Origin of the sequence: Leptospira levettii (assembly GCF_002812085.1) — a bacterium.
Classification (GTDB): domain Bacteria; phylum Spirochaetota; class Leptospiria; order Leptospirales; family Leptospiraceae; genus Leptospira_A; species Leptospira_A levettii.
Genome location: NZ_NPDM01000001.1, coordinates 383,164 through 402,744, shown reverse-complemented (window position 1 = coordinate 402,744; position 19,581 = coordinate 383,164). Strand labels below are relative to the sequence as shown.

General features: G+C 37.6%; 15 protein-coding genes. 7 read left to right on the top strand and 8 right to left on the bottom strand.

Annotated elements, in window-relative coordinates:
• Nucleotides 1–84 precede the first annotated feature (84 nt).
• Nucleotides 85–465, top strand: a complete 381-nt coding sequence (locus tag CH354_RS01795; protein ID WP_100726207.1) for a DUF2237 family protein — start codon at nt 85–87, stop codon at nt 463–465.
• Here the strand turns inward: CH354_RS01795 and CH354_RS01790 are convergent.
• Both CH354_RS01790 and CH354_RS01785 read right to left on the bottom strand, forming a co-directional pair.
• The gene (locus CH354_RS01790; RefSeq protein WP_100766266.1) at nt 462–1,718 is read right to left on the bottom strand and encodes a phospholipase C/P1 nuclease family protein; all 1,257 of its coding nucleotides are present in this window, start codon (nt 1,716–1,718) and stop codon (nt 462–464) included. The genes CH354_RS01795 and CH354_RS01790 overlap by 4 nt on opposite strands.
• 6 nt (nt 1,719–1,724) lie before the next feature.
• The gene (locus CH354_RS01785) at nt 1,725–2,588 is read right to left on the bottom strand and encodes an SH3 domain-containing protein (RefSeq protein ID WP_243395920.1); all 864 of its coding nucleotides are present in this window, start codon (nt 2,586–2,588) and stop codon (nt 1,725–1,727) included.
• A 109-nt stretch (nt 2,589–2,697) separates the two neighbouring features.
• Between CH354_RS01785 and CH354_RS01780 the strand changes: the two genes are divergently transcribed.
• A complete protein-coding gene (locus CH354_RS01780; protein WP_100766265.1) occupies nt 2,698–3,546 on the top strand; it encodes a hypothetical protein in 849 nt (282 codons plus the stop codon).
• A gap of 478 nt (nt 3,547–4,024) precedes the next feature.
• On the opposite strand, the gene CH354_RS01775 is transcribed toward CH354_RS01780, so the two are convergent.
• The 3 genes from CH354_RS01775 to ilvC form a co-directional block, all read right to left on the bottom strand.
• Nucleotides 4,025–4,219 carry a DUF2283 domain-containing protein gene (locus CH354_RS01775; RefSeq protein WP_100715604.1) on the bottom strand — a complete coding sequence of 65 codons (195 nt, stop codon included), beginning with the start codon at nt 4,217–4,219 and terminating at the stop codon, nt 4,025–4,027.
• A 348-nt stretch (nt 4,220–4,567) separates the two neighbouring features.
• Nucleotides 4,568–5,887: a thiolase family protein gene (locus CH354_RS01765; RefSeq protein WP_100715602.1), complete on the bottom strand. Its 1,320-nt coding sequence runs from the start codon at nt 5,885–5,887 to the stop codon at nt 4,568–4,570.
• 48 nt (nt 5,888–5,935) lie between these two features.
• Complete coding sequence (gene ilvC / locus CH354_RS01760) at nt 5,936–6,937, bottom strand: ketol-acid reductoisomerase (RefSeq protein WP_100715601.1); 1,002 nt, start codon at nt 6,935–6,937, stop codon at nt 5,936–5,938.
• A 412-nt stretch (nt 6,938–7,349) separates the two neighbouring features.
• Between ilvC and CH354_RS01755 the strand changes: the two genes are divergently transcribed.
• From CH354_RS01755 to CH354_RS18410, 4 genes are all read left to right on the top strand, one after another.
• Entirely contained in the window at nt 7,350–7,703 is a 354-nt protein-coding gene (locus CH354_RS01755; RefSeq protein WP_100766264.1) for a hypothetical protein, read from the top strand.
• Nucleotides 7,704–7,813: 110 nt separating this feature from the next.
• On the top strand, nt 7,814–8,266 hold the full coding sequence (locus tag CH354_RS18305; protein WP_243395919.1) for a hypothetical protein: 453 nt from the start codon (nt 7,814–7,816) through the stop codon (nt 8,264–8,266).
• Nucleotides 8,267–8,273: 7 nt separating this feature from the next.
• Nucleotides 8,274–8,963, top strand: a complete 690-nt coding sequence (locus CH354_RS01745; protein WP_100726212.1) for a hypothetical protein — start codon at nt 8,274–8,276, stop codon at nt 8,961–8,963.
• Nucleotides 8,964–9,533 (top strand): hypothetical protein, encoded by a 570-nt coding sequence (locus tag CH354_RS18410; RefSeq protein ID WP_243395918.1) that lies wholly within the window; start codon nt 8,964–8,966, stop codon nt 9,531–9,533.
• Nucleotides 9,534–9,551: 18 nt separating this feature from the next.
• Here the strand turns inward: CH354_RS18410 and CH354_RS01735 are convergent, their stop codons facing one another.
• From CH354_RS01735 to CH354_RS01725, 3 genes are read right to left on the bottom strand one after another with little or no spacing between them, the layout of a single operon-like run.
• On the bottom strand, nt 9,552–11,312 hold the full coding sequence (locus CH354_RS01735) for a PP2C family protein-serine/threonine phosphatase (protein WP_100726213.1): 1,761 nt from the start codon (nt 11,310–11,312) through the stop codon (nt 9,552–9,554).
• Nucleotides 11,309–13,189 (bottom strand): ABC-F family ATP-binding cassette domain-containing protein, encoded by a 1,881-nt coding sequence (locus CH354_RS01730; RefSeq protein ID WP_100726442.1) that lies wholly within the window; start codon nt 13,187–13,189, stop codon nt 11,309–11,311. The genes CH354_RS01735 and CH354_RS01730 overlap by 4 nt, the downstream gene beginning before the upstream one ends.
• A gap of 40 nt (nt 13,190–13,229) precedes the next feature.
• Nucleotides 13,230–16,724, bottom strand: a complete 3,495-nt coding sequence (locus CH354_RS01725) for a PAS domain-containing hybrid sensor histidine kinase/response regulator (RefSeq protein ID WP_100766263.1) — start codon at nt 16,722–16,724, stop codon at nt 13,230–13,232.
• A gap of 53 nt (nt 16,725–16,777) precedes the next feature.
• On the opposite strand from CH354_RS01725, the gene CH354_RS01720 reads away from it, so the two are divergent.
• On the top strand, nt 16,778–19,390 hold the full coding sequence (locus CH354_RS01720; protein ID WP_100726215.1) for a tol-pal system YbgF family protein: 2,613 nt from the start codon (nt 16,778–16,780) through the stop codon (nt 19,388–19,390).
• Nucleotides 19,391–19,581: the final 191 nt, after the last annotated feature.

Genomic DNA, 19,581 nt, shown 5'->3' with positions numbered 1-19,581 from the left:
GGTGCAAACCCCCTTCTTTTTTCAGATCTTGGGTAGAGAAACAACTTTCCTCAACTGTCTTCTATAGATTCCTATACATTTGGTATCAAAATGGATGAATCTCTCAATGTACTCGGCGGACCTCTTTTACCTTGTTCTACAGATCCTTTGACTGGATTTTTTAGGGACGGGTGTTGTAATACTTCCGATGAGGACTTTGGTTCTCATACGGTATGTGTATTAGCAACTGAAGACTTTTTACAATCGCAAAAAGAATCAGGAAATGATCTCATCACTCCCTGGCCTGAATATGCATTTCCTGGTGTGAAACCAGGGGAACGGTGGTGTTTATGTGCCTCAAGGTGGCTCGAGGCGTATCGAAACGGAGTAGCTCCTAAAGTTTTTTTAGAGTCAACTCACAAACGAGCATTAGAAATCATTCCACTGGAACTTCTGGAAAGATTTGCTGTAGAACCGATTGATTAACGTTTCACATTCAGTGAATCCAAATAGGCTCTCGTGTGTTTGGAAGTATTTCTAAGAAGAGTTGCTAAGATTGTATGAATCGGATGGTTTTCATCATACAAAGTTTCGTACTTAGGAATGTTTAGGTTTTCCAATTGTTCGTCAGTTGGTTCCCCTGCATCATAAGCCTCCTTACAAACATTCACCCGGAGATCATCCAAACTTTTCCATTCTGTTAAGTCATTCGCTCCAAAATTCATAATCGACGTTACAACTGGATGTTTCCAATTTTTGGCAGCGATTACATTCTTAATGAGATAATATTGGTATTCTTCAATCAAAGTGTGTCGACCAGATACAAATTGAATCATGTTGTCTTTTGGAGTTTGGTAACCAACGATTGAAACTAATTGTACTCCAATTTGTTTGGAAGCACTCACTCTTGGCAATACAGACGAGTGATATGGTTGTGTTAGATCTTGAATGTAATGTAATGCCCAACCTGCAAATCGATAACCCCAATAGGGATGTCCTTTTCTAAACGCTAATTTTGATAATTCTGTAAATTGATGGATTCTAAGTTCAGGATATGTACGTTTTAAGAATCCAGCTAAAGTAAAAATGATTTTTGGTTCATAAAAGAAACCCATATGGAAAGGTGCTTGGGATGAAAACTCAACAGCAGGATTTCCAAATGGTTGGTAACCGAAACCATATATCTTACCCACATCACTTGCATTATCTTCGAATAGATACAAGTCCAAATCATAATCAGGTTCATCAGTTGCAGAAACAATCACTTCATCTGCACCAACCATCTGTCCTTCATTGAGAGAGAGAAACGTTTCGTTTACGAGTTTACCCTTTTCATTCAGTGTTGTGAGTTCGTCCAAAGGTAGGTTTTTCCCGTTTTTTTTCGGAACTGATTGGATGTATAAACTAGCTTTATGTTTGGGATTCACGCGAAGTGCATGGTAAAATTTGGTAACAATATCCATTTCCTTTGTGTTAGGCGAAAACTTCAATTCATCCTTTGTTTTCGATAAATGAGGTAAACGATTGAGGGCCCAGTCTTCTGAAAGGGATAATGTTTCTTGGATTGAATCTTTTTCTTTTGTTAAAAATGTTTTTAAGGATTCTACTTTGACATTGGGAACATTTTGATTTTTCCAATGATCTTTTAATATAAGATAGGTAATACCTGCATGATTATTCCAAGCAAAACATGGAATGGAAAATAAGATAAGAATGCTGTAGATGATTTGTTTTTTCATTGGTGTTTATTTTTCCTTTTTCTGAAACTGAGATCCATTCCATACATATTCAGATTGGTAAAAATCATGTTGGTTTGTCTCATCTAAATCGAAACTATGCATAAGTTCAATGATTGTATTTTCTTTTCCCTTAATGAGTTTCCGATTCATTTTTTTATCTTCTGGTAAGATTTCTTTTGGGAAAACTAACCATGTTTCCGCACATGCTGGTGGATCACAAGAACCTGGATTCCACGAAAACTGCGGTATAATTTTCACTTCTCGATTCAAAGTGAATACTTGTTCATTTGAATAACCATACTCAATTTCTGAAAAGATTAAAAATTTGATAGCAAATATTGTATGCGGGCTAGGTGAAAAAAGACTTGGATTGTATATCGTATGGTCCCATGATTCATTACTCAAAGGTCCAACTTCAAAACTTCCTTGGCTTAGGATTTTCGATCCTTGGATGATCTTTAATTCCAATTTTTTTGTTTTTGTTCCAAGATTTTTACATAGGACAATCATTTCGTTCAAAGGAAATGAATAATCTGAGATGAGACCTCCCCAAATATAACCTGTGTCGTCACCAACTTGCACTTTATACCAGTATTCTTTCAATGAATTCTGTTCTAGGATTTGGTTCGTTTTTGTCAGAATCTTAATCTCACTTCCTAGGGACAGTTTTCGGATTACTTTACCATTGAGATGATCTGATTCTCTCAAGTTTACATTGTCACCAAATATGTAGTAGGTGGATTTAATGTTTTTTTCAGCGATATAGTCATCCCAATGATTTTGTGAGAGAATTGGTGAAATAAGACTAGTTAAAAGAAGAGATAAGAAAAATACAATACCCGACATAGTGTAAAAAATAGGGAAGTCCATAACTAGAGTCGATCTCTTTTCCTAACAAAGGGTATTTTTCTGAAACAAAGAAGTCGATATTCAAAGTAAGATTGTTTTTTAGAAAAAATAAAACATAAAAAGAACTTATATGAAACCATATTCATTAGAACAAATTCGAATCATAGAAGAGAAAATGATCACTTATGAGATATGGGTATTTGCTTTGGTTTTGTTTGTTGCCGTACTTCTACTAATTGTTGTCATGCAGAAACTTGCATTGGCGAAATTTAAATCCTCTGAACTTTTTAAATTGAAACAAAATTTAAAATCCGCTGATAAAGATTCCATTGAGAGTCAGCTGGAAGATCCAAATATCATCGATGTCCATACGATCACACAAACTCCAGTTCATCATGAACGAATCGTAACTGGAAAAGATTTACCGGAACCGGGAATGATCTACAAGTATTCTATCCCAAATGAAGGAAAACGAATCATTGTGATTGGGCAGAGAGAAGGAAATATCGTTACCCATTCGACTGAAATATTAGATCACCACCTTCGAATTGATATTTTTCCTATAGATGTTGAGAATAAAGAATATTTGTCCTACCAGATAGAATTTCGTCGTGAAGGAAAAGTTCTGTGCCAATTGCCAAATCAGAAAGATTTTTTGGAAATGGAAATGAAAGAGACCATTCAGATCACAAAATCAGATTTTGAAGATGGATTTCCTATATTTCCAAGTATCAACACGGAAACACCGTTCCGTTTGAGGTTAGGTGGCAGACTTAGCGTAGAGGGAAAATTTAAAATTGGGTTTTTTGAATTTCATTTTTACACAAAAGATATTTTGGAACGTACGAGCGGTGGTACCAAACGCATCGAAAAACAATTTTATTTAAAATTATATAAGATATTTCCGGGTTACGATACGGCGAGACAGTCGCGAGATGGGGTTGTGCCGATGCTTGAGAGGTTTGGGGGGAAGGTGTGAATTTAGTATCCCCGCCCTGAATTGGGTGGGGTTAACCACCCGCCACCCAATACGTCCTCTCTATCACAGCTCTTCCCCTTTCACAAACCCCATCTCCAAATTCGAAAATTCTTTTACAAAAAGTTCATTCTTTTGCATTACATGAATCTCGCAGAGGCAATTCTGTCGGCTTTTCATTTGTTTTTGATTTTGGATCATATACTAAACATGGTTATAGATTAATAAAAAACTATTTTAAGATTTTGAAGTAAATGGGATACCTCGGTTAGTTCACTTAGCAATTGATAAAGAAGGTCCGAGTTGTGATATAATCGATTAGGTTCTGAATATATGGTATGAATTTCGTTCCACAAGGCTTCTAGAACGGATTGATTGATAATTGGATCGTTTGATACTTCGGGAACAAACCATTTTTGCATTCATCGGCAATGTTCATAATGAAGCGTTTTTAAGTGCTGGATCAATAGAATCTAAATCCCTAGCATTTTTCTAATGCAATACCGGATAGATCAACAAATTTAGATGCATTACCATGGATATCAATTCCTACTAGATTGCCCTCTTCATCCAAATCAATATTGATATCTTTTGTGATTTCTTTCGTTTCAAAAGCAGTTTTTTTTGCTAAGTCGATATAGATTGAATCTGTTTCCTGGTAATGCGTGACCTTCATGGTTTAAAACCTCTATCGAAAAAAGCATTGTGGATTGTGAGTCCATCCTCTAGGACTATGACTCTAAGGTATTTTTTTGTTCGGTCAATCCATTTCCATAACCTGATTCGTCCATCTAATTGGATTTCTATAAAATCTGGAAAATGAAATGTCTCAATTACCCAAATGATTTGAATTTCAGGGCGCTTTCTTAAAACTTCATTCAGAAAGTAAGTCGTAAATTCCACCTACTTTCGAAGGTATTGAACCATATGTTTTGGTTCTGGAATGTACAAAAAAAAAGCCAAGGTTTCCCTTGGCTTTTTCCTTCGATCTTTCGAACGAACGTAATCGAATCTTAGATTCGAATTATGGTCTTTCAACGATCATTGATCCTGCGATTCCACCGTGTGCACAAGCAGTCACAAGAACCTTTTTTGCATCTTTGTTTTCATGGAAGTCCATGATGGCGTTGTGAAGTAATCTCACACCTGTCGCACCAAACGGGTGTCCGATGGCAATCGATCCACCATTAGGATTGATTTTCTTTGCATCAAAGTTCTTTTCCCAATCAAAGCCAGTTCTGATTTTGATTTCTTCAAGGGCTGCTACTGCTGTTGCCGCGAATGCTTCATGGATTTCGATCACATCGATGTTCTCCACTTTTTCACCAACTTCTTCGAGTAAGCCAAGAGTTGCTTCCGCTTGTCCAAGACCCATAAGGTTAGGTGCAACACCTTTCATTTTGAAACCTGTTACAAGTGCTTCTGCTTTAAGACCGAGTCTTTTTGCAGCTGCTTCAGAAGCGACGATGATTCCCGCAGCTCCATCGGAACGTGGGCTTGCATTGAAGATGGAAACAGTAGGGCCATGAGATTTTTTCAAATCTTTACCGTATTTTTCTTTCCATGCATCAAATTTCATTGCTGGGTTATCAAACATTAACATGGCACGACCCATACGAGTTGGGTTTTTCACAAGACCTTCACGAAGGAGAACCGCTTCATCTGCTTGGAGTGGGTTTCCTTCATCGTCTTTTACTTCCATGATATATGGTTTGTAACGACCTTCTTGTGTTGCTTCGAAAGCTCTTTTGAAAGATTCGTAAGCTACTTTGTCTTGTGTTTCCCGTGGAAGTGCATAGTTTTGTGCAAGGATTTCTGCAGTTACTTGCATTCCGTATGATGTTTCGCCATCACCAAGACCATCTTCTAATGTATCACGAAGTTCTACACCTTCAGGAAGGTCGTTTGGAAGGAGTTTTACAAGTGAATCTAAGCTGTTTGTTTTTTTGTTAAGGCGAGCATTTTTCACTACGAATGGCATAGAAGTTTGAGATTCTTCCCCAATCACGAGGAAAACTTCCCCTTCACCTAACATAATTCGGCGAGATGCTTCTGCAACTGCTTCGAGTCCAGATACACAGTTGTTTGCCACTGTTAAACAAGGGATTTCCAAAGGTAGGTTCATTAGGTTGGCAATCACACGAGCAGAGTTTGGTGCATTTGCAAAACCCTCTCCCACGATCACACCGTCAATGTCAGTTGGCTTAAGGCCACTGCGTTTCATTACTTCTTCACCCACTATTTTACCTAAGTGGTGGCCTGGATACTGTGCGAGCGCCTTACCAATTTGTGCAAAAGGAGTTCGTGCAGGTGCTGCGAGTACAATCTTTTGTGTTACTTTCATATAAAATCCTTCTTCCTTTCTTTCTTCTAACTTTCGTTACCTAAACAATTACTTTGCAAGCCACTTCATCATGGAGCGTAGTTTTGATCCTACAGCTTCAATTGGGTGAGCCGCATTTTTTTCTTTGAGTTTTTTGTATTCAGGGTATCCAGCTTTTGTATCAGCCATCCAACGTTTTGCAAACGCTGCTCCCTTGTCTTTTTGGATGTCTGTTAGAACATCTTTCATACGAGCTTTGACACCCGCATCAATCACACGTGGTCCGCTGATGTAATCACCATACTCTGCTGTATCAGAGATGGAAAAACGCATACGTGCAAGTCCACCTTCATAGATAAGGTCAGTGATGAGTTTCACTTCATGTAAACATTCGAAGTAAGCGATTTCTGGATCGTATCCTGCTTCAGTAAGTGTTTCGAAACCACTCATAATGAGGTTTGCTACACCACCACAAAGAACAGCTTGTTCACCAAAAAGGTCTGTTTCTGTTTCTTCACGGAAAGATGTTTCTAAAATTCCAGCTCTTCCTCCACCGACTCCACTTGCGTGAGCGAGTGCACGAGCTTTTGCTTGTCCTGTTGCATCTTGGTGAATTGCAATGAGACAAGGAACTCCACCACCTTCTGTGTAAACACGGCGAACGAGGTGTCCTGGTCCTTTCGGAGCTACCATATACACGTCTACGTTTTTAGGAGGAGTGATGAGATCGTAGTGAATGTTAAAGCCGTGAGAAAAAACAAGAGCCTTTCCTTCACTCAGGTTTGGCTCAATGTCCGCTTTATACATGTCAGCTTGGATGGTATCCGGAGCAAGGATTTGGATGATGTCTGCTTTTTTTGCAGCTTCCGCAACATTATAAACTTCAAAACCAGCTTCTTTTGCTTCTTTCACTGATTTAGATCCATCGCGAAGTCCAATAATGACTTTCAAACCAGAATCTTTCATGTTTTGAGCTTGGGCGTGACCTTGGCTTCCGTAGCCAATCACTGCAATGGTTTTACCTTTAAGGAGATTGAGATCGCAACTGTCGTCGTAATAGATATTTGCCATGGATGGGGCACACTTCCTGCGGAAAATTTAACTGATTTTTCCATCATTTTGAACTATAACGAGGGAAACAAGAACGAATTAGGGCGCCTTTCCTTGCTCGCTACGGACTTCCGCGTTCGCTTCGGTCCTTCGGACGGCTAACGCCTCCTCCGCATCAAGGGCGCAAGGTGACATAATATCTTTGTGCCTTGTTTTACACTTGGATAGTAACCTTCTAGTGTCTTTCGAACTGTACTCCAAACTTCCAAAGCTTTTATTCGTCAGTTCCAGAACAGTCGGAAACGACTAGTCTTCATTCGTATCAGTCATTTCCATTTCGATCCCAATCCCATAGAGTTTACGTAGGTGAAACCCGCAAATGCGGAAACCCTCCATTGGTAAATGAGTACCTCGCTCTTATAATTGATCCATGATGAATCAAATCAATTTTGTATCAATTGAAAGACTTTACCAGCAAAGACTAGTTAGGTTTATCTATTCTTTGTTTTTGGTGAGTGGACTCACCATTTTTGCAGGTGGTTGTCTTGAGACTAGTGATTCCGGTGAGTTTTTAGCACGGGGTGGTCATGAAGGACGAGGTCGAGACCTTCACCACTCTCCAAATCACAACGGAGCTGGTAATCACCACCACCCAAGAAATGGTTTTTCACACCCAGGAGGAGGTCCTAGTTTTCACCCTCCTCACCAAAGTGGCGGTCATAATGCACCACATGGTCCCTCTGATCGTTACCATCACGGTGGCCGTCCTCACAATGGAAGGGGATAAACTTGGTCAAATCAATCTCTTCGAGACCAGTTTCGGATTTCAATTTGAATTACCGTACAATTTGTCCTAAGAGACCAAGGACTCTTCACCGAATCACAATTTTTTCCAGAATGGGAATTCGCCACATCTATATACTTCCCATATTGGTATTTATAACGATCAGTTGTGCGAGTTTACTCCCAACTGAGAGGCGGCTGTATGCGAATAATCCAGTCACTTTGCCAAAGGATATGGACATTCATGATTGGATAGATGTAAAAACTAAACAGTATCCGAATCGACTAAAGACTCTGGTTATCAGTGATTCAGAATATAAAATCACTTACTATCGAAAAGAACATACTTCTTTGGGTTCTTATGTTGCTTGTTCGGCATTGGTGAAATCGATCGAGCCAAGAAAATTAGAAATATATAATATGATCTCTATCGTAAACTATGCGGATTATTCAAAAGCGTATATGCGGAAAAGTGGAGATTTGGGTCCTATGAATGAAAAAGAAAGGACTGATATCCTTTTGCCTTGCATCGAAGAATTTTTAATCCCTCCCCAGTCCAAGGAATGATCTGTCTGTGAAATATTTCTTAATCTGTAGTATCTTATGTTTAACTCAATGTGCCTTTGCAAATTTAGACCACCAAATAAAACCATTTCCAAAAGAATTGGAAAGAAACAAAGTAGGTGAGTCCATTACTATCTTAAACCAGAACCGAGTATTTTTTCAGAAAGGTCATAAACGTTTTGTTGAAATCAATCCAATGTTTGGAATGCCTTGGAGTGAATACTTTCCCAAAAAACAAAAAGAAATTGGCCAGTCTCGTTATCATTGGAAGGAAATTTACATTCATAACATTGACGATGATAATTTTCAACTAACAGACGTAAAAACGGACTATGTTTTTTTTGTCACCGCAAGTCATCCCCGCAGTGATTGGGAGGAAGGACGGTTTAGCCAAGTACTTCAATTGATAACTCATTGTATTATCCCTTGCAAACAAAAATTCATCCAGGAAGTTAAGGTAAAGTTATTTTATAAGAACAGCTTATTGTCGGAAAAAGTAAGCTCAGTTTCTGGAACTAGTTATTTAAGCCCTTGGTATATTCCATTTCCCTTTCTTTTTCAAATGCGGGATAATGGGAATTTAACAAATGAGCCCAGTCTTGTTTCTGCTTTGTACTTACAAGGTTTCCAGGAAGCCATTGATGAGATTTATTTAAATCTGCCGGACGAACTGGCAAAAGAGACGAAGAGTGTGCCTTAAATGAAAGTAAACCATAAATACGAATTTGTAAGGGGAATATTAAGAGAAATGGATTCTAAAATGGCTCAATTGAAAATAAGAAAACAAATGAGACAGAGATTGGGCCGATTTAGAATTGGTCCTCTTGGTCTTTTGATTTGTATCTCCACATTTTTTTTGGTCAGTTGTGCGAGTTTACTTCCTCCAGAACGAAGGGTGTATCCCAAAAATCCCGTTTCCCTTCCGAAGGGTATGGACATCCATGATTGGATGTATACAAAAAAGAAACAATTTCCGAATCAATTACTAGTCCACACCCCGTATGGAGTTGTTTATAAAATGATGTTCTTTCGAAAACAGAAAACCTTTCTCGGATCCTACATCTCTTGTAGTGCCTATATCAGACAAATTGACGGTAAGTTCATTGAACTAATCGAAATTGCATCTATTATCAACTACTCCGATTATACCAAATCCGTTGGCAGATACAATAAAGGGGGAGAATTGGGTCCTATGAGTGAAAATGAAAGAACGGAGATTCTACTTCCCTGTATCGAAGAATTTTTGGAACCACCAGGGAATCAGCAATGATTTGCCAAAAGAATCAATTTATAATCCAACCATAACCTTTTCTTCGTTAATCCCAGTATAACGAATGAGTCCAAGGGTTAAATCATCTTGGATGGCACGAATCCCACCTGAGAGATGGATGACGGATTGGAAAACTTCATCACGAATCGTAAGTAATGGTTTGTTTCTCAGGTCTGTCACTAACCTGAGGAGTTTATCCTCACCAAACATTTGCAATGTGGATGGCTCTCTTGCTTCAGTGAGTCCATCTGTTAACATCACAATCAAATCACCCTTTTCTAACTGAAATTTTTCTTCTTCAGCAAGGATGTCAAATATTGGTGTGATAATTCTTCCCATCGGTTTTAAACTCACAAGGGCTCCCGATTTCCGAATGATAAAAAGAGGGAAATGCCCAGCACGTGCAAAAGTCAAAACACCAGTGTCTGTTTGCAAATGAAGTAAACTTGCTGTGACAAAATGTTCCCGTAAGTTTGGCATGATTTGGTTACGGATGGATTCTAGATTTTCTTTTAAGTCGCTTGGATCTTCCTTCCATTTTTCTAGGGAGGTTTTGACTAGTGCACTGAGCAGTGCAGCAGGGATCCCATGACCAGATACATCACAGATAAAAACACCTAGTTCTTGTTTTTCGGGTCTCCATACGATATCATACAAATCACCTCCCACTTTCATCATTGGGATGTTTTTGAATTCGATTTCGACTCCATTTGGTATAATTTCTTTCTGAGGGAACAGAGATTCTTGGATCCTTTTTGCCATATCCAATTGTTTTTCAATTTCGATTCTTTGTTCTTCAATAACAGCAGTCCGTTCCAATACCTTAAGTTCCAATTCTTCATTGGCTTTTTCTTTCAGTTCATTTAATACTTGTAAGGACTTTAAGGAAGTTTCTTGGGCTCGTTCTCGTTCTCTTGTAGCTGTCACAAGAAAGTAGGCAATCCCACTGATACAAAACAAAAAAGCATCAAGAAAAATGAGTGAATCATTGATGGATAGTCCACTGGCGTCTCTTCTTGCAAATACTCCTTTCCCTTCTATGGTGAGTGTGACGGCTATATAAGAAAGCACAACTGTTGAAAGGGTCGCACCGAATTGGCGAAATCGGATGCTTGTTACAATGACAAAAGGTATCGGCACAAACAAAAGTGGCCATTCATCACTGAAAGCAATCGAACCAGAAATGTAGACAATGATGAGCCATAAAAAAAGTTCTAATTGTTTGGAAAGTTCCAAGTTTAATTTTGTTTTGGGATAAAACCAAACATAGAGTAATGGGGCAACAATGAGAAAACCCAACATCTCACCAGAAAACCAAGTGAAAAATACATTGAAGTACAATTCAGAAGATAAAAAATCCCAATACCATAAACTGGTAACACCCATCACAGCACTAAGAAAAGATCCAGGAAATGTTCCTATGCTTAGGAAATAAATTAAGTCTTTTGTGGAATAAAGTGGATCTGTTTTTTCAGTCACTCGTTTGATGATACGGTAATTGACATAACTACTGAGTGTGTTTCCAATTCCTATAATAAACGCTGTTTGAAAATGAGGGTTATTATAGAAGTTAGCAAGGGTAGCACCTAAGTAAATTCCAGGTAAAGCAGCAGGGCCAAGGAGTAGAAGGGATGAAAGTGCAACACCTTCTGGTGGCCACACAGGAGAAACTTGGCTATTGAGAAAGGCAATATTAAATCCAATTTGTGCTGAAATGAAATATCCAATCAGGATGATGGGTGTCCAAAGCAGAATTCTTGTCGTATGGACCGTTTTCATTCGTTATGAAATTTTTCCCATTCCTCCATTTTGTAAAGAATTTCCGCTTCAATCGTTTGGATTTCTTGGGTTATTTTACTCAATTCCATATGATCATTTGCGAATGTACTCAAATTTGTTTCCAATTTGGTTTTTTTCTCTTCTAAGGAAGCAATTTCTTTCTCTAAGGATTGAATTTTCTTTTGGTCTTGTTTTGATTTTTTTGGTTTTTCTTCATTGGTAACTATGGTTTTTGGTATCGTACTTTCTTTAGAAGAACTTGGTTCGTTTTCGATCTCTAATGAATCTACTTCTAAAAAGGAAGAGAAGGTTCCAATGTAATGGTCTAGTTTTCCTTCTTTGCGAAAGATTAGCAAACTTTCGGCTGTCCGATCGAGAAAGTATCGATCATGGGAAACGATCACAACGGTTCCAGGAAATTCATCTAAAAATGATTCCAAAACAGAAAGTGTTTGGATGTCGAGATCATTGGTTGGTTCATCTAAGATTAAAAAGTTTGGACCCGTCATCAAAATTTGAACAAGAAAAAGTCGACGTCTTTCACCTCCAGAGAGTTTGGCGATGGGAGTGTATTGTAACTTACCATCAAAGAGAAATCGTTCTAACATCTTTGATGCTGAAATTTTTTCCCCGGACTCTGTTTCGATCATCTCACCTGCAACATCTTTGATGTATTCCAATACATTTCGTTCCAATGGAAGTTCTGAACTCGTTTGGTCAAAATAACCAACTTTTGTGTTGAGGCCTGGTTTTAGGTATCCACTATCGGGTGTCAGTCGGCCTGCCATCAGATTTAGAAGGGTAGATTTCCCGATTCCATTGGGACCAATGATTCCAAGCCTTTCTTTGGCTTTAAAAGTATAAGTAAAATCATTGATTAACACTCTTTCGCCAATTGATTTTTTTAGATTATGGATCTCTAAAATCGTTTTCCCTTGGCGTTTTGCAGCGACACTCAGTTCCAAGTCCTTTTGGATTTCTCGTTTTTCTCTGCCTTGTAATTCGTTTGCTCGGTCAATCCTTGCCTTTTGTTTGGTAGTGCGTGCTTTTGGTTGGCGTTTGAGCCACTTTACTTCTTGTTTTAGAAACTGTTTGATTTTATCTTCTTGTTTTTGAAGTGTTTCTTCTCTTTCCACTTTTCGTTCTAAATAAATGGAATAGTTTCCTTCATACAGAAAATAATTACCTCGATCGAGTTCCAAAATTTTGTTTACAATACGATCTAAAAAATAACGGTCGTGGGTGATCAGTAAGATGGCTTTGTCTAAATTCGCAAGGTAATCTTCTAACCATAAAATGGATTTTACATCTAAATGGTTTGTTGGTTCATCTAAGATGAGTAAATTACTTTCATCAATGAGTGACTTAGCAAGTTCAACTTTTTTGAGCATTCCACCGGATAACTCAGACATTTTTCTTTCTAACTTTTCAACACCTAATTCACGTAATATGGATTTGATTTGCCCTTCATAATCCCAAGCTGATAATCTGTCCATTTCTTGAGAAACGTTTGTAAATTCATCGTCTAGTCCTTCTTCCCCTTCACCCATTCGTTCACAAATGTCTTCATACTTACGAATGGTTTTGACTAGTTTGTTTTCCCCTTTATAGATATGGTCGAGGATGGTTTCATTGGAATCAAAAACGGGGTTTTGGTCTAAAATCGAAATTTTAAGATTATTATTTTTGATGATCTGACCAGAATCAGTTTCTTCCTTTCCTAAGATGGCACGGAGAAGGGTGGACTTACCAGATCCATTGATTCCGACAATGGCAAGTTTTTCGCCTTCGCTAATGGAGAAGTCAAGGTTTGAAAAAAGTTTTTTTTCGCCGATGGTTTTGGAAAGTTTAGATACAGAAACTAGCACAATGTCCATGAGATGGAACAAGGGCCAATCGGACAATCGTATTCAAGCTCTAATTTTTCAAAAGCCAGTGTTTCAATTTATCGGCAATCGTTGTCAGAACAACAGGTTTGGATATATAATCATTCATTCCGCTTTCCAAACATCGGTTTTCTTCATCTGACAGAGTACCGGCAGTCAGTGCAATGATGGGAACATTTTGACCAATCTGTAGTTTCCTAATTTCTCTGGTGGCATCATAACCATTCATCTCTGGCATTTGGATATCCATAAGGATTAGATCGGGTTCTGTTTTTTTAAAATGTTCCACTGCTTCCAAACCGTTGGTTGCTTCAATGATAATGGCAGATTGTAAAATTTTTAATACAATTGTTTTGGTTAACATCATATTCACAGGATTGTCTTCTACGATCATCACCTTTGTTTTTTCATTGGTAACAATTGGTTTGAACGTTTCCTTTTGATTCGTACTTTTTTTCGAATGCCTTCCTGAAACTAAGTCGTATAAACTCTCATATAAAATATTGGTTTGGATTGGTTTTAATAAAATGACACCAACTCCAATTTCTTTCCCTTTTTCATATAAGGATTCTTCATTGGAGGAGGAATGAATTGTAAAACTTGGTAATTTTGACTTTGATTTGAGCGCGTGTGATTTGAGTGAAGATATAAAATCCAACCCATTCATCTCTGGCATATTGTAATCCGATATGACAATATCATATTCATTCCCCTCTTGGAAATGTTTGAGTGCTAATTTGGGTGAATTGAATGTGATCGTTTCAATATTTTTATAAGCCAACATTTCTCTAATTACAGAAAGATTGGTTTCATTATCATCTACAACCATAACTCTTCTGATTGATTCCAAGTTAGGTTCAATGTTTCTTTCGTTATCAGCAATTGTTATGAATTTAAAATAAAATCGGGAACCTTTGTTCACTTCGGATTCTAATTCGATTTTACTTCCGAATAATTGTAGTAATTTTGAGGAAATAGAAAGACCTAACCCAGTCCCACCAAACTGCCGTGTAGTGGAACTATCAGCCTGAGCAAATACTTCAAATATTTTGTTTTGGTTTTCCTTGCTGATCCCAATCCCAGTATCAATCACTTCAAATAAAAATTCGAATTCATTTTGATTCACTGGATTTGCTGTTAATTTAATTTGGATTTCACCTTTGAGTGTGAACTTAAGAGCATTGCCAATCAAATTCAAAAGGATTTGCCGTAGTCGAAGTGAATCAACAAACACATTCCTCGGAACTTTTGGAGAAATATTTAAAATGAGTTCTAAACCTTTTTCGTATGCTTTGTGTTTAACGATTTCAGCAATTTGGTGTAATAGATCAAAAATATTGACTCTTTCTTTATAGAGTTCCATTTTACCTGATTCTATTTTAGAAAAATCAAGGATGTCGTTGATCAAATCAAGTAGTGAAAGTGCAGACAAATGCACAGTTTCCATATACTTTCTTTGGACTTGGTTTAAGTCGGTTCGCATTAGTAAGTCTGCAAAACCAATGACTCCATTGAGTGGAGTACGAATTTCATGGCTCATATTTGCCAAAAAATTGGATTTGGCAATGGAAGCTTTTTCTGCTTTTTCCCGTGCAATGATCAAATCTTGTTCTAATATCTTTCTATGAGTGATGTCTGTATGTGTTCCAATCACACGTAAAGGTTTGCCATCTTCAGTGCGTTCGATGACTTTCCCTCTGTCAAGGATCCATTTATAAGTTCCATCTTTGCATAACATCCGATGTTCACTCATATACACATTGGTATCACCTCGATAGTGTTTCTCCAATGCTTCTAAACATTGGTTTAAATCTTCTGGGTGAACTCGTTTTTCCCATTCCGATATATCAGTTCCAATTTCTGATTCTGAAAAACCTAACATCGCTTTCCATTGGTTAGAAAAATAAACTTGATCAGTTTCTGCGTTCCAATCCCAAATTCCATCACCAGAACCTTCCAGTGCAAACTGCCATCTCCTTTCACTTTCACGTAACGCTTCTTCGGTGGCTTTTTGGGCTGAGATATCGATTCCAATTCCTAAAAATCCCGTGATCTCTCCTTTTGGGTTTTTACTTGCTGTGATCACCAATTGGACAGGGAATTCGGTGCCATCTTTTCGTATATAGGTCCATTCATGTGAATCAAAAGCACCTAATCGTGCTTTGTGGACAAAGGTTTCAAATCCTGAGATGGGAACACCAAACTCTTGTGAGAGGGATTCTGCACGAAATAAAACCTCCTCCTCTTTGTGTAATAGGGAAGGTGTATTTTTCCCGATCATTTCTTCGGCGGAATATTGCAAATGGTATTCAGCACCTTTGTTGAAATGGGTAATCGTTCCATTCACATCGGTACCAATAATTGTCACATGTGTGGTAGCATCTAAAATTGTTTCTAATTTAGACAATGCTTCTTCTTTTTGTTTGTCTAAGTTAACACTATTTGTGATGTCTTGGAAACTTCCATACACACGAATACATTTCCCATTTTCAAAAACTCCATGGCCGATGGTTCTTACCCATTTGAGTTTTCCCTTATTGGTTTTAATCTGTAATGTCAGTTCATAAGAAGATCCATTTTGAATGGTATCTTCAAATGCTTTTCGTAAAGCGATTTGTTCCGATTCAATCGGGTAAAAGTGAAATGCATTTTCTAAACTGGGTGAATAATTTTCATCTACTTCATGGATCCGTTTGGTTTCTTTGGCCCAGAAAATGGTATTGTGAATTAAGTCTACTTCCCAAGAGCCCACATTGGCGGCTGCATTTGTTTCTTCAAACAAAACTCGGATTCGTTTTAATTCATCTCTTTGGTTTTTGATTTCTAATTCTTTTTCCTTTTGTTCGCTAATGTCCGTTAGGTAAGAAATTTTTTCAGTAGGGTAAGAGTCGTAATAACTGACAACACTATATTCAGATAAATAGATGTAGTTTCCATCCGGTTTTTTGAAACGAAATTCTCTTTGGTAGGTTCTTTGTTTACTTTTGATGTATTCTTTTTCTTCGATATCAATTTGTTTTTTGTCTTCCGGATGAACCAAATCTTGGATTTTTAAATTTCCTTTTTTAAAATCTCCGGTTTGATAACCTAAGTTAAGTGAAACATTGGGTGATACATAGGTGATCAAAAATTCAGAATCAAATTTATATCGAAAAATGACATAGGGTCCGCTATCTAAAATCACACCTTCGATATTAAAATTTGGTTCTCCACGTAAAATCACACAAGGCCCCGATTTGGTTTCTAGAAACCTTCCTAAGATTCGATATTGGTTCCCAAGAAGTGAGGTAAAAAACTGAAAGGGAATCCTTCGGCTCAAAGTTTCTTGGCATAAATTGGATAAAATTAGCCCATCCCTTGGGATTATCGGGAGTTCTTTTAGGTGTTTTCCAACACCAATGGAATCTTGGGGGAGGTAAAGATTGGGAGATGTTTGGGAGAATTGGATTTCTAAATTTCCATCCATGATGAGGATGAATTCGTCAAAACTTTCTACAATCGTTTGGTAATCGAAACTTTCTGCCATTTCCCTTTATGTCACTTGACCAAATCCCTTGGTCCTAGAGAATCAAAGATACGATGAAGAGTCGACTGTCACTTTCTATTTTTTTCAGTTTCATCATCCTGATTTCTCATACTACTATATACGCACAAAATCAGAGAAATCATGGCTGGATTGTGTCTGGTGCCCAAGGAAAATTATTCATCCAAGGAAAAGAACAACTTACCATTCGCGATGATTTTCGATTCAAATCCCCTGAATCTCTCACAACCAATCAGGAGATTGATTTTTATCTTATGCTCGGTGAATACTACCTGAGGAAAAAAGACAAGGTTGGAATTGCGAATATTTTATATGACTTAAGGACAAAAAAAGGAGAGTATTCGTTTGCTGATTTTTTACTCACTTCATTGTGGAAACATTCACAAGGTGACGAAGTCCAAGCCATCAAAACATTAGATTCATACATCCAAAAAGAACCAAATACCTATTTCCGTAATTTAGCAAAGAATATGCGAACGAATCTTTTCCAAACAGGAGAAGATGAGAAAAAAACTATGGTTCGAATGGATTGTCAAAAAACAAAGCCATACTATTCTCTTTGCAGAGTTTTCCGTTTGCAATACTATATCGATCTTCCTACGGGAAAAGATAAGGATATGCATAAACATTTTGTGAACATCATGCGAGTGAGTTCACCATTTTTTGAGGATACCAATTTAGAGTGGATTCCACTCCTTGATCGGATTGATGAAGACCTACCTGCCAAATTGTCTTTTTTAGGATTTGTGAGAGAAGGGATTCATTTTCAGAGAATGATCATGGACTTGGAGCGAATCACTGATGGTGCTTATAACGAAAACTCCATGGAAAGGTTGGCTTTTTTCCAAATTTTATCGGGGGATTATAACGGAGCTGAAGAATCATATCAGAATTTTTTGAAATCAGCTCGTGGTAAAAAAACATCCATCCTCAACCGTATTTATGTGAAGTTAGGTGCACTTGCCTATTTCCAAAAAGATTATAAAAAATCCTTGGATTATTATATAAAATTAGATCTTAACAATTGGTCTTCGGACATTCATCATCCTTTTTTAAACGAACCAATGAGTTTGGCTGAAGTAAAAGATTTGATTTCCGTTTCGTTGTACAAAGTGAACGGTGCAGAATCGGCTCTAAAAGCATTACAAAAAATCAAAGATCCAGAAAAGTTAACAGAAGCCGACATTTGGCCCAAACTGCGTATTTCACAAATGTTGATGGACCAAAACCCTGAGTTGTCATCTCGAATGACAGATGAGATCATTTATATGGCTCAGGAAAAAAAATGGAGACGATTAGAATATGCGGCTACCATTTTGCAAGGTTATAATCAGATCTATCGCAAGGAATATCGTAAATCAACCATTGAACTCACAAAAAGCCGTGGGATTCTAGATGAAGAAAATGCATTTTATGCTGCTGAGTTTTTACGTAATTTTGGATTTATTTTTGCTCATACCGCTTCTGGAAAAAAAGGTCCTGTGAACGGAAACATCAGAGATGGACTCAGTGATTATTTGTTAAACCATCCATACGAAGATCTATATTACATACGTAATTATAGGCCACTTGCTTTTTCGACTGATTTGTTTTTTGAATATGCTCTCAGCCATTTACGTGATGATAATGATGTATGGGGACTTTTTGATACATTGTTTAAATACAATTCTGTCAAAACACAACGGAATACAAAGGGGAGCCCTCATTCTTTATTCCAAATTCCATATGTGAACCAACAGTTTAAATTTTTATCTGGATTTTCCACAGCAAGAGAATCTAAGTTTTTTGATTCCACTTATGCTGAGAGTAGGGAAACTGAAAATTTGATCCAGAGGAAAAATGAAGAAGAAAATACACGTTCACTTGAATCAGTAAAACTTCCTACAGTTTTCCTCCTCCCCTATAAAGATGAGTTTTATGTTTTCACATTCAATCCAAAAGATTCCAAACGAAACCAATTGAATTGGAAAATGGTACGAACACAAAGGCCCGATGCTTCTGATATTTTAGATGTTGTGAGAGAACTTGTTTCTGCAAATAAAGACCATGATAAAATCCAAATTTACCTGAATGATTCTGGGATGGGATTGTTTCGTTCTCTTAAAAAAGAAATGAAAGAGCAGTCATTTGTCTTTTTCTTTAGTTTATACCCCAATACAGACACTCAAAAACCTCTCAATTTATATTCTTGGAAATGCCCGACAAACATGCGTTCTCTGGATGGAAAAGGAATCACACTTGTAGACACAGCTTATTTTGAAGGTTCGAGGATTTTAAAAGACAAAGAACGTTTGCACATATGGGATTTTCCAACAAATTCCAATGTTGCCAATTTAGGTCCAGTCCTCAGTTGGTCATGCCGATCGGAAAATGGTTCCACAGAGGAGATTTCGTTACTCAAATTGTACCGGCGGATCGATTACCGAACGGTTCCGAAAATGATCGTCTACACCGAACGAGTATTAGGGAAATCTTGGAACGACCCTGGTCTCCACCAAGAGTGGTTACATTTTTGGTTTCGTTCTGGCACAAAAAAAATCGGTTACCTGCCAACACTACCTGTCCTCGACCAAATCTCATTACAAAGCCTAACGGAACAAACCGCTTATAAAGAGGATGGGGTTTGGGTCTATTCTACGGCTCAATGAATGTGACATAAAAGTACTTACAGATTGCAAAACTCTGAAATGGGTTATGGGCGAAGGTAGCAATTGATTTGGGTTTCCCATGTGATTTCCTGGAAAATCTCCGCAAATTGTAGGCGACACTAGAAGATCGGTCCAAAATACTTAATTCTGTTCCTCATTATACAATGGACCCTGATCTTAAAACTTTAGTG

Coding starts and splice junctions, on each gene's coding strand:
- CH354_RS01775 (WP_100715604.1), bottom strand. CDS start 4,219: ATGAAGGTCACGCATTACCAGGAAACAGATTCAATCTATATCGACTTA.
- CH354_RS01755 (WP_100766264.1), top strand. CDS start 7,350: ATGAATCAAATCAATTTTGTATCAATTGAAAGACTTTACCAGCAAAGA.
- CH354_RS01720 (WP_100726215.1), top strand. CDS start 16,778: ATGAAGAGTCGACTGTCACTTTCTATTTTTTTCAGTTTCATCATCCTG.
- CH354_RS18305 (WP_243395919.1), top strand. CDS start 7,814: ATGGGAATTCGCCACATCTATATACTTCCCATATTGGTATTTATAACG.
- CH354_RS01780 (WP_100766265.1), top strand. CDS start 2,698: ATGAAACCATATTCATTAGAACAAATTCGAATCATAGAAGAGAAAATG.
- CH354_RS01765 (WP_100715602.1), bottom strand. CDS start 5,887: ATGAAAGTAACACAAAAGATTGTACTCGCAGCACCTGCACGAACTCCT.
- CH354_RS01735 (WP_100726213.1), bottom strand. CDS start 11,312: ATGAAAACGGTCCATACGACAAGAATTCTGCTTTGGACACCCATCATC.
- CH354_RS01725 (WP_100766263.1), bottom strand. CDS start 16,724: ATGGCAGAAAGTTTCGATTACCAAACGATTGTAGAAAGTTTTGACGAA.
- CH354_RS01730 (WP_100726442.1), bottom strand. CDS start 13,189: ATGGACATTGTGCTAGTTTCTGTATCTAAACTTTCCAAAACCATCGGC.
- CH354_RS01790 (WP_100766266.1), bottom strand. CDS start 1,718: ATGAAAAAACAAATCATCTACAGCATTCTTATCTTATTTTCCATTCCA.
- ilvC (WP_100715601.1), bottom strand. CDS start 6,937: ATGGCAAATATCTATTACGACGACAGTTGCGATCTCAATCTCCTTAAA.
- CH354_RS01785 (WP_243395920.1), bottom strand. CDS start 2,588: ATGGACTTCCCTATTTTTTACACTATGTCGGGTATTGTATTTTTCTTA.
- CH354_RS18410 (WP_243395918.1), top strand. CDS start 8,964: ATGAAAGTAAACCATAAATACGAATTTGTAAGGGGAATATTAAGAGAA.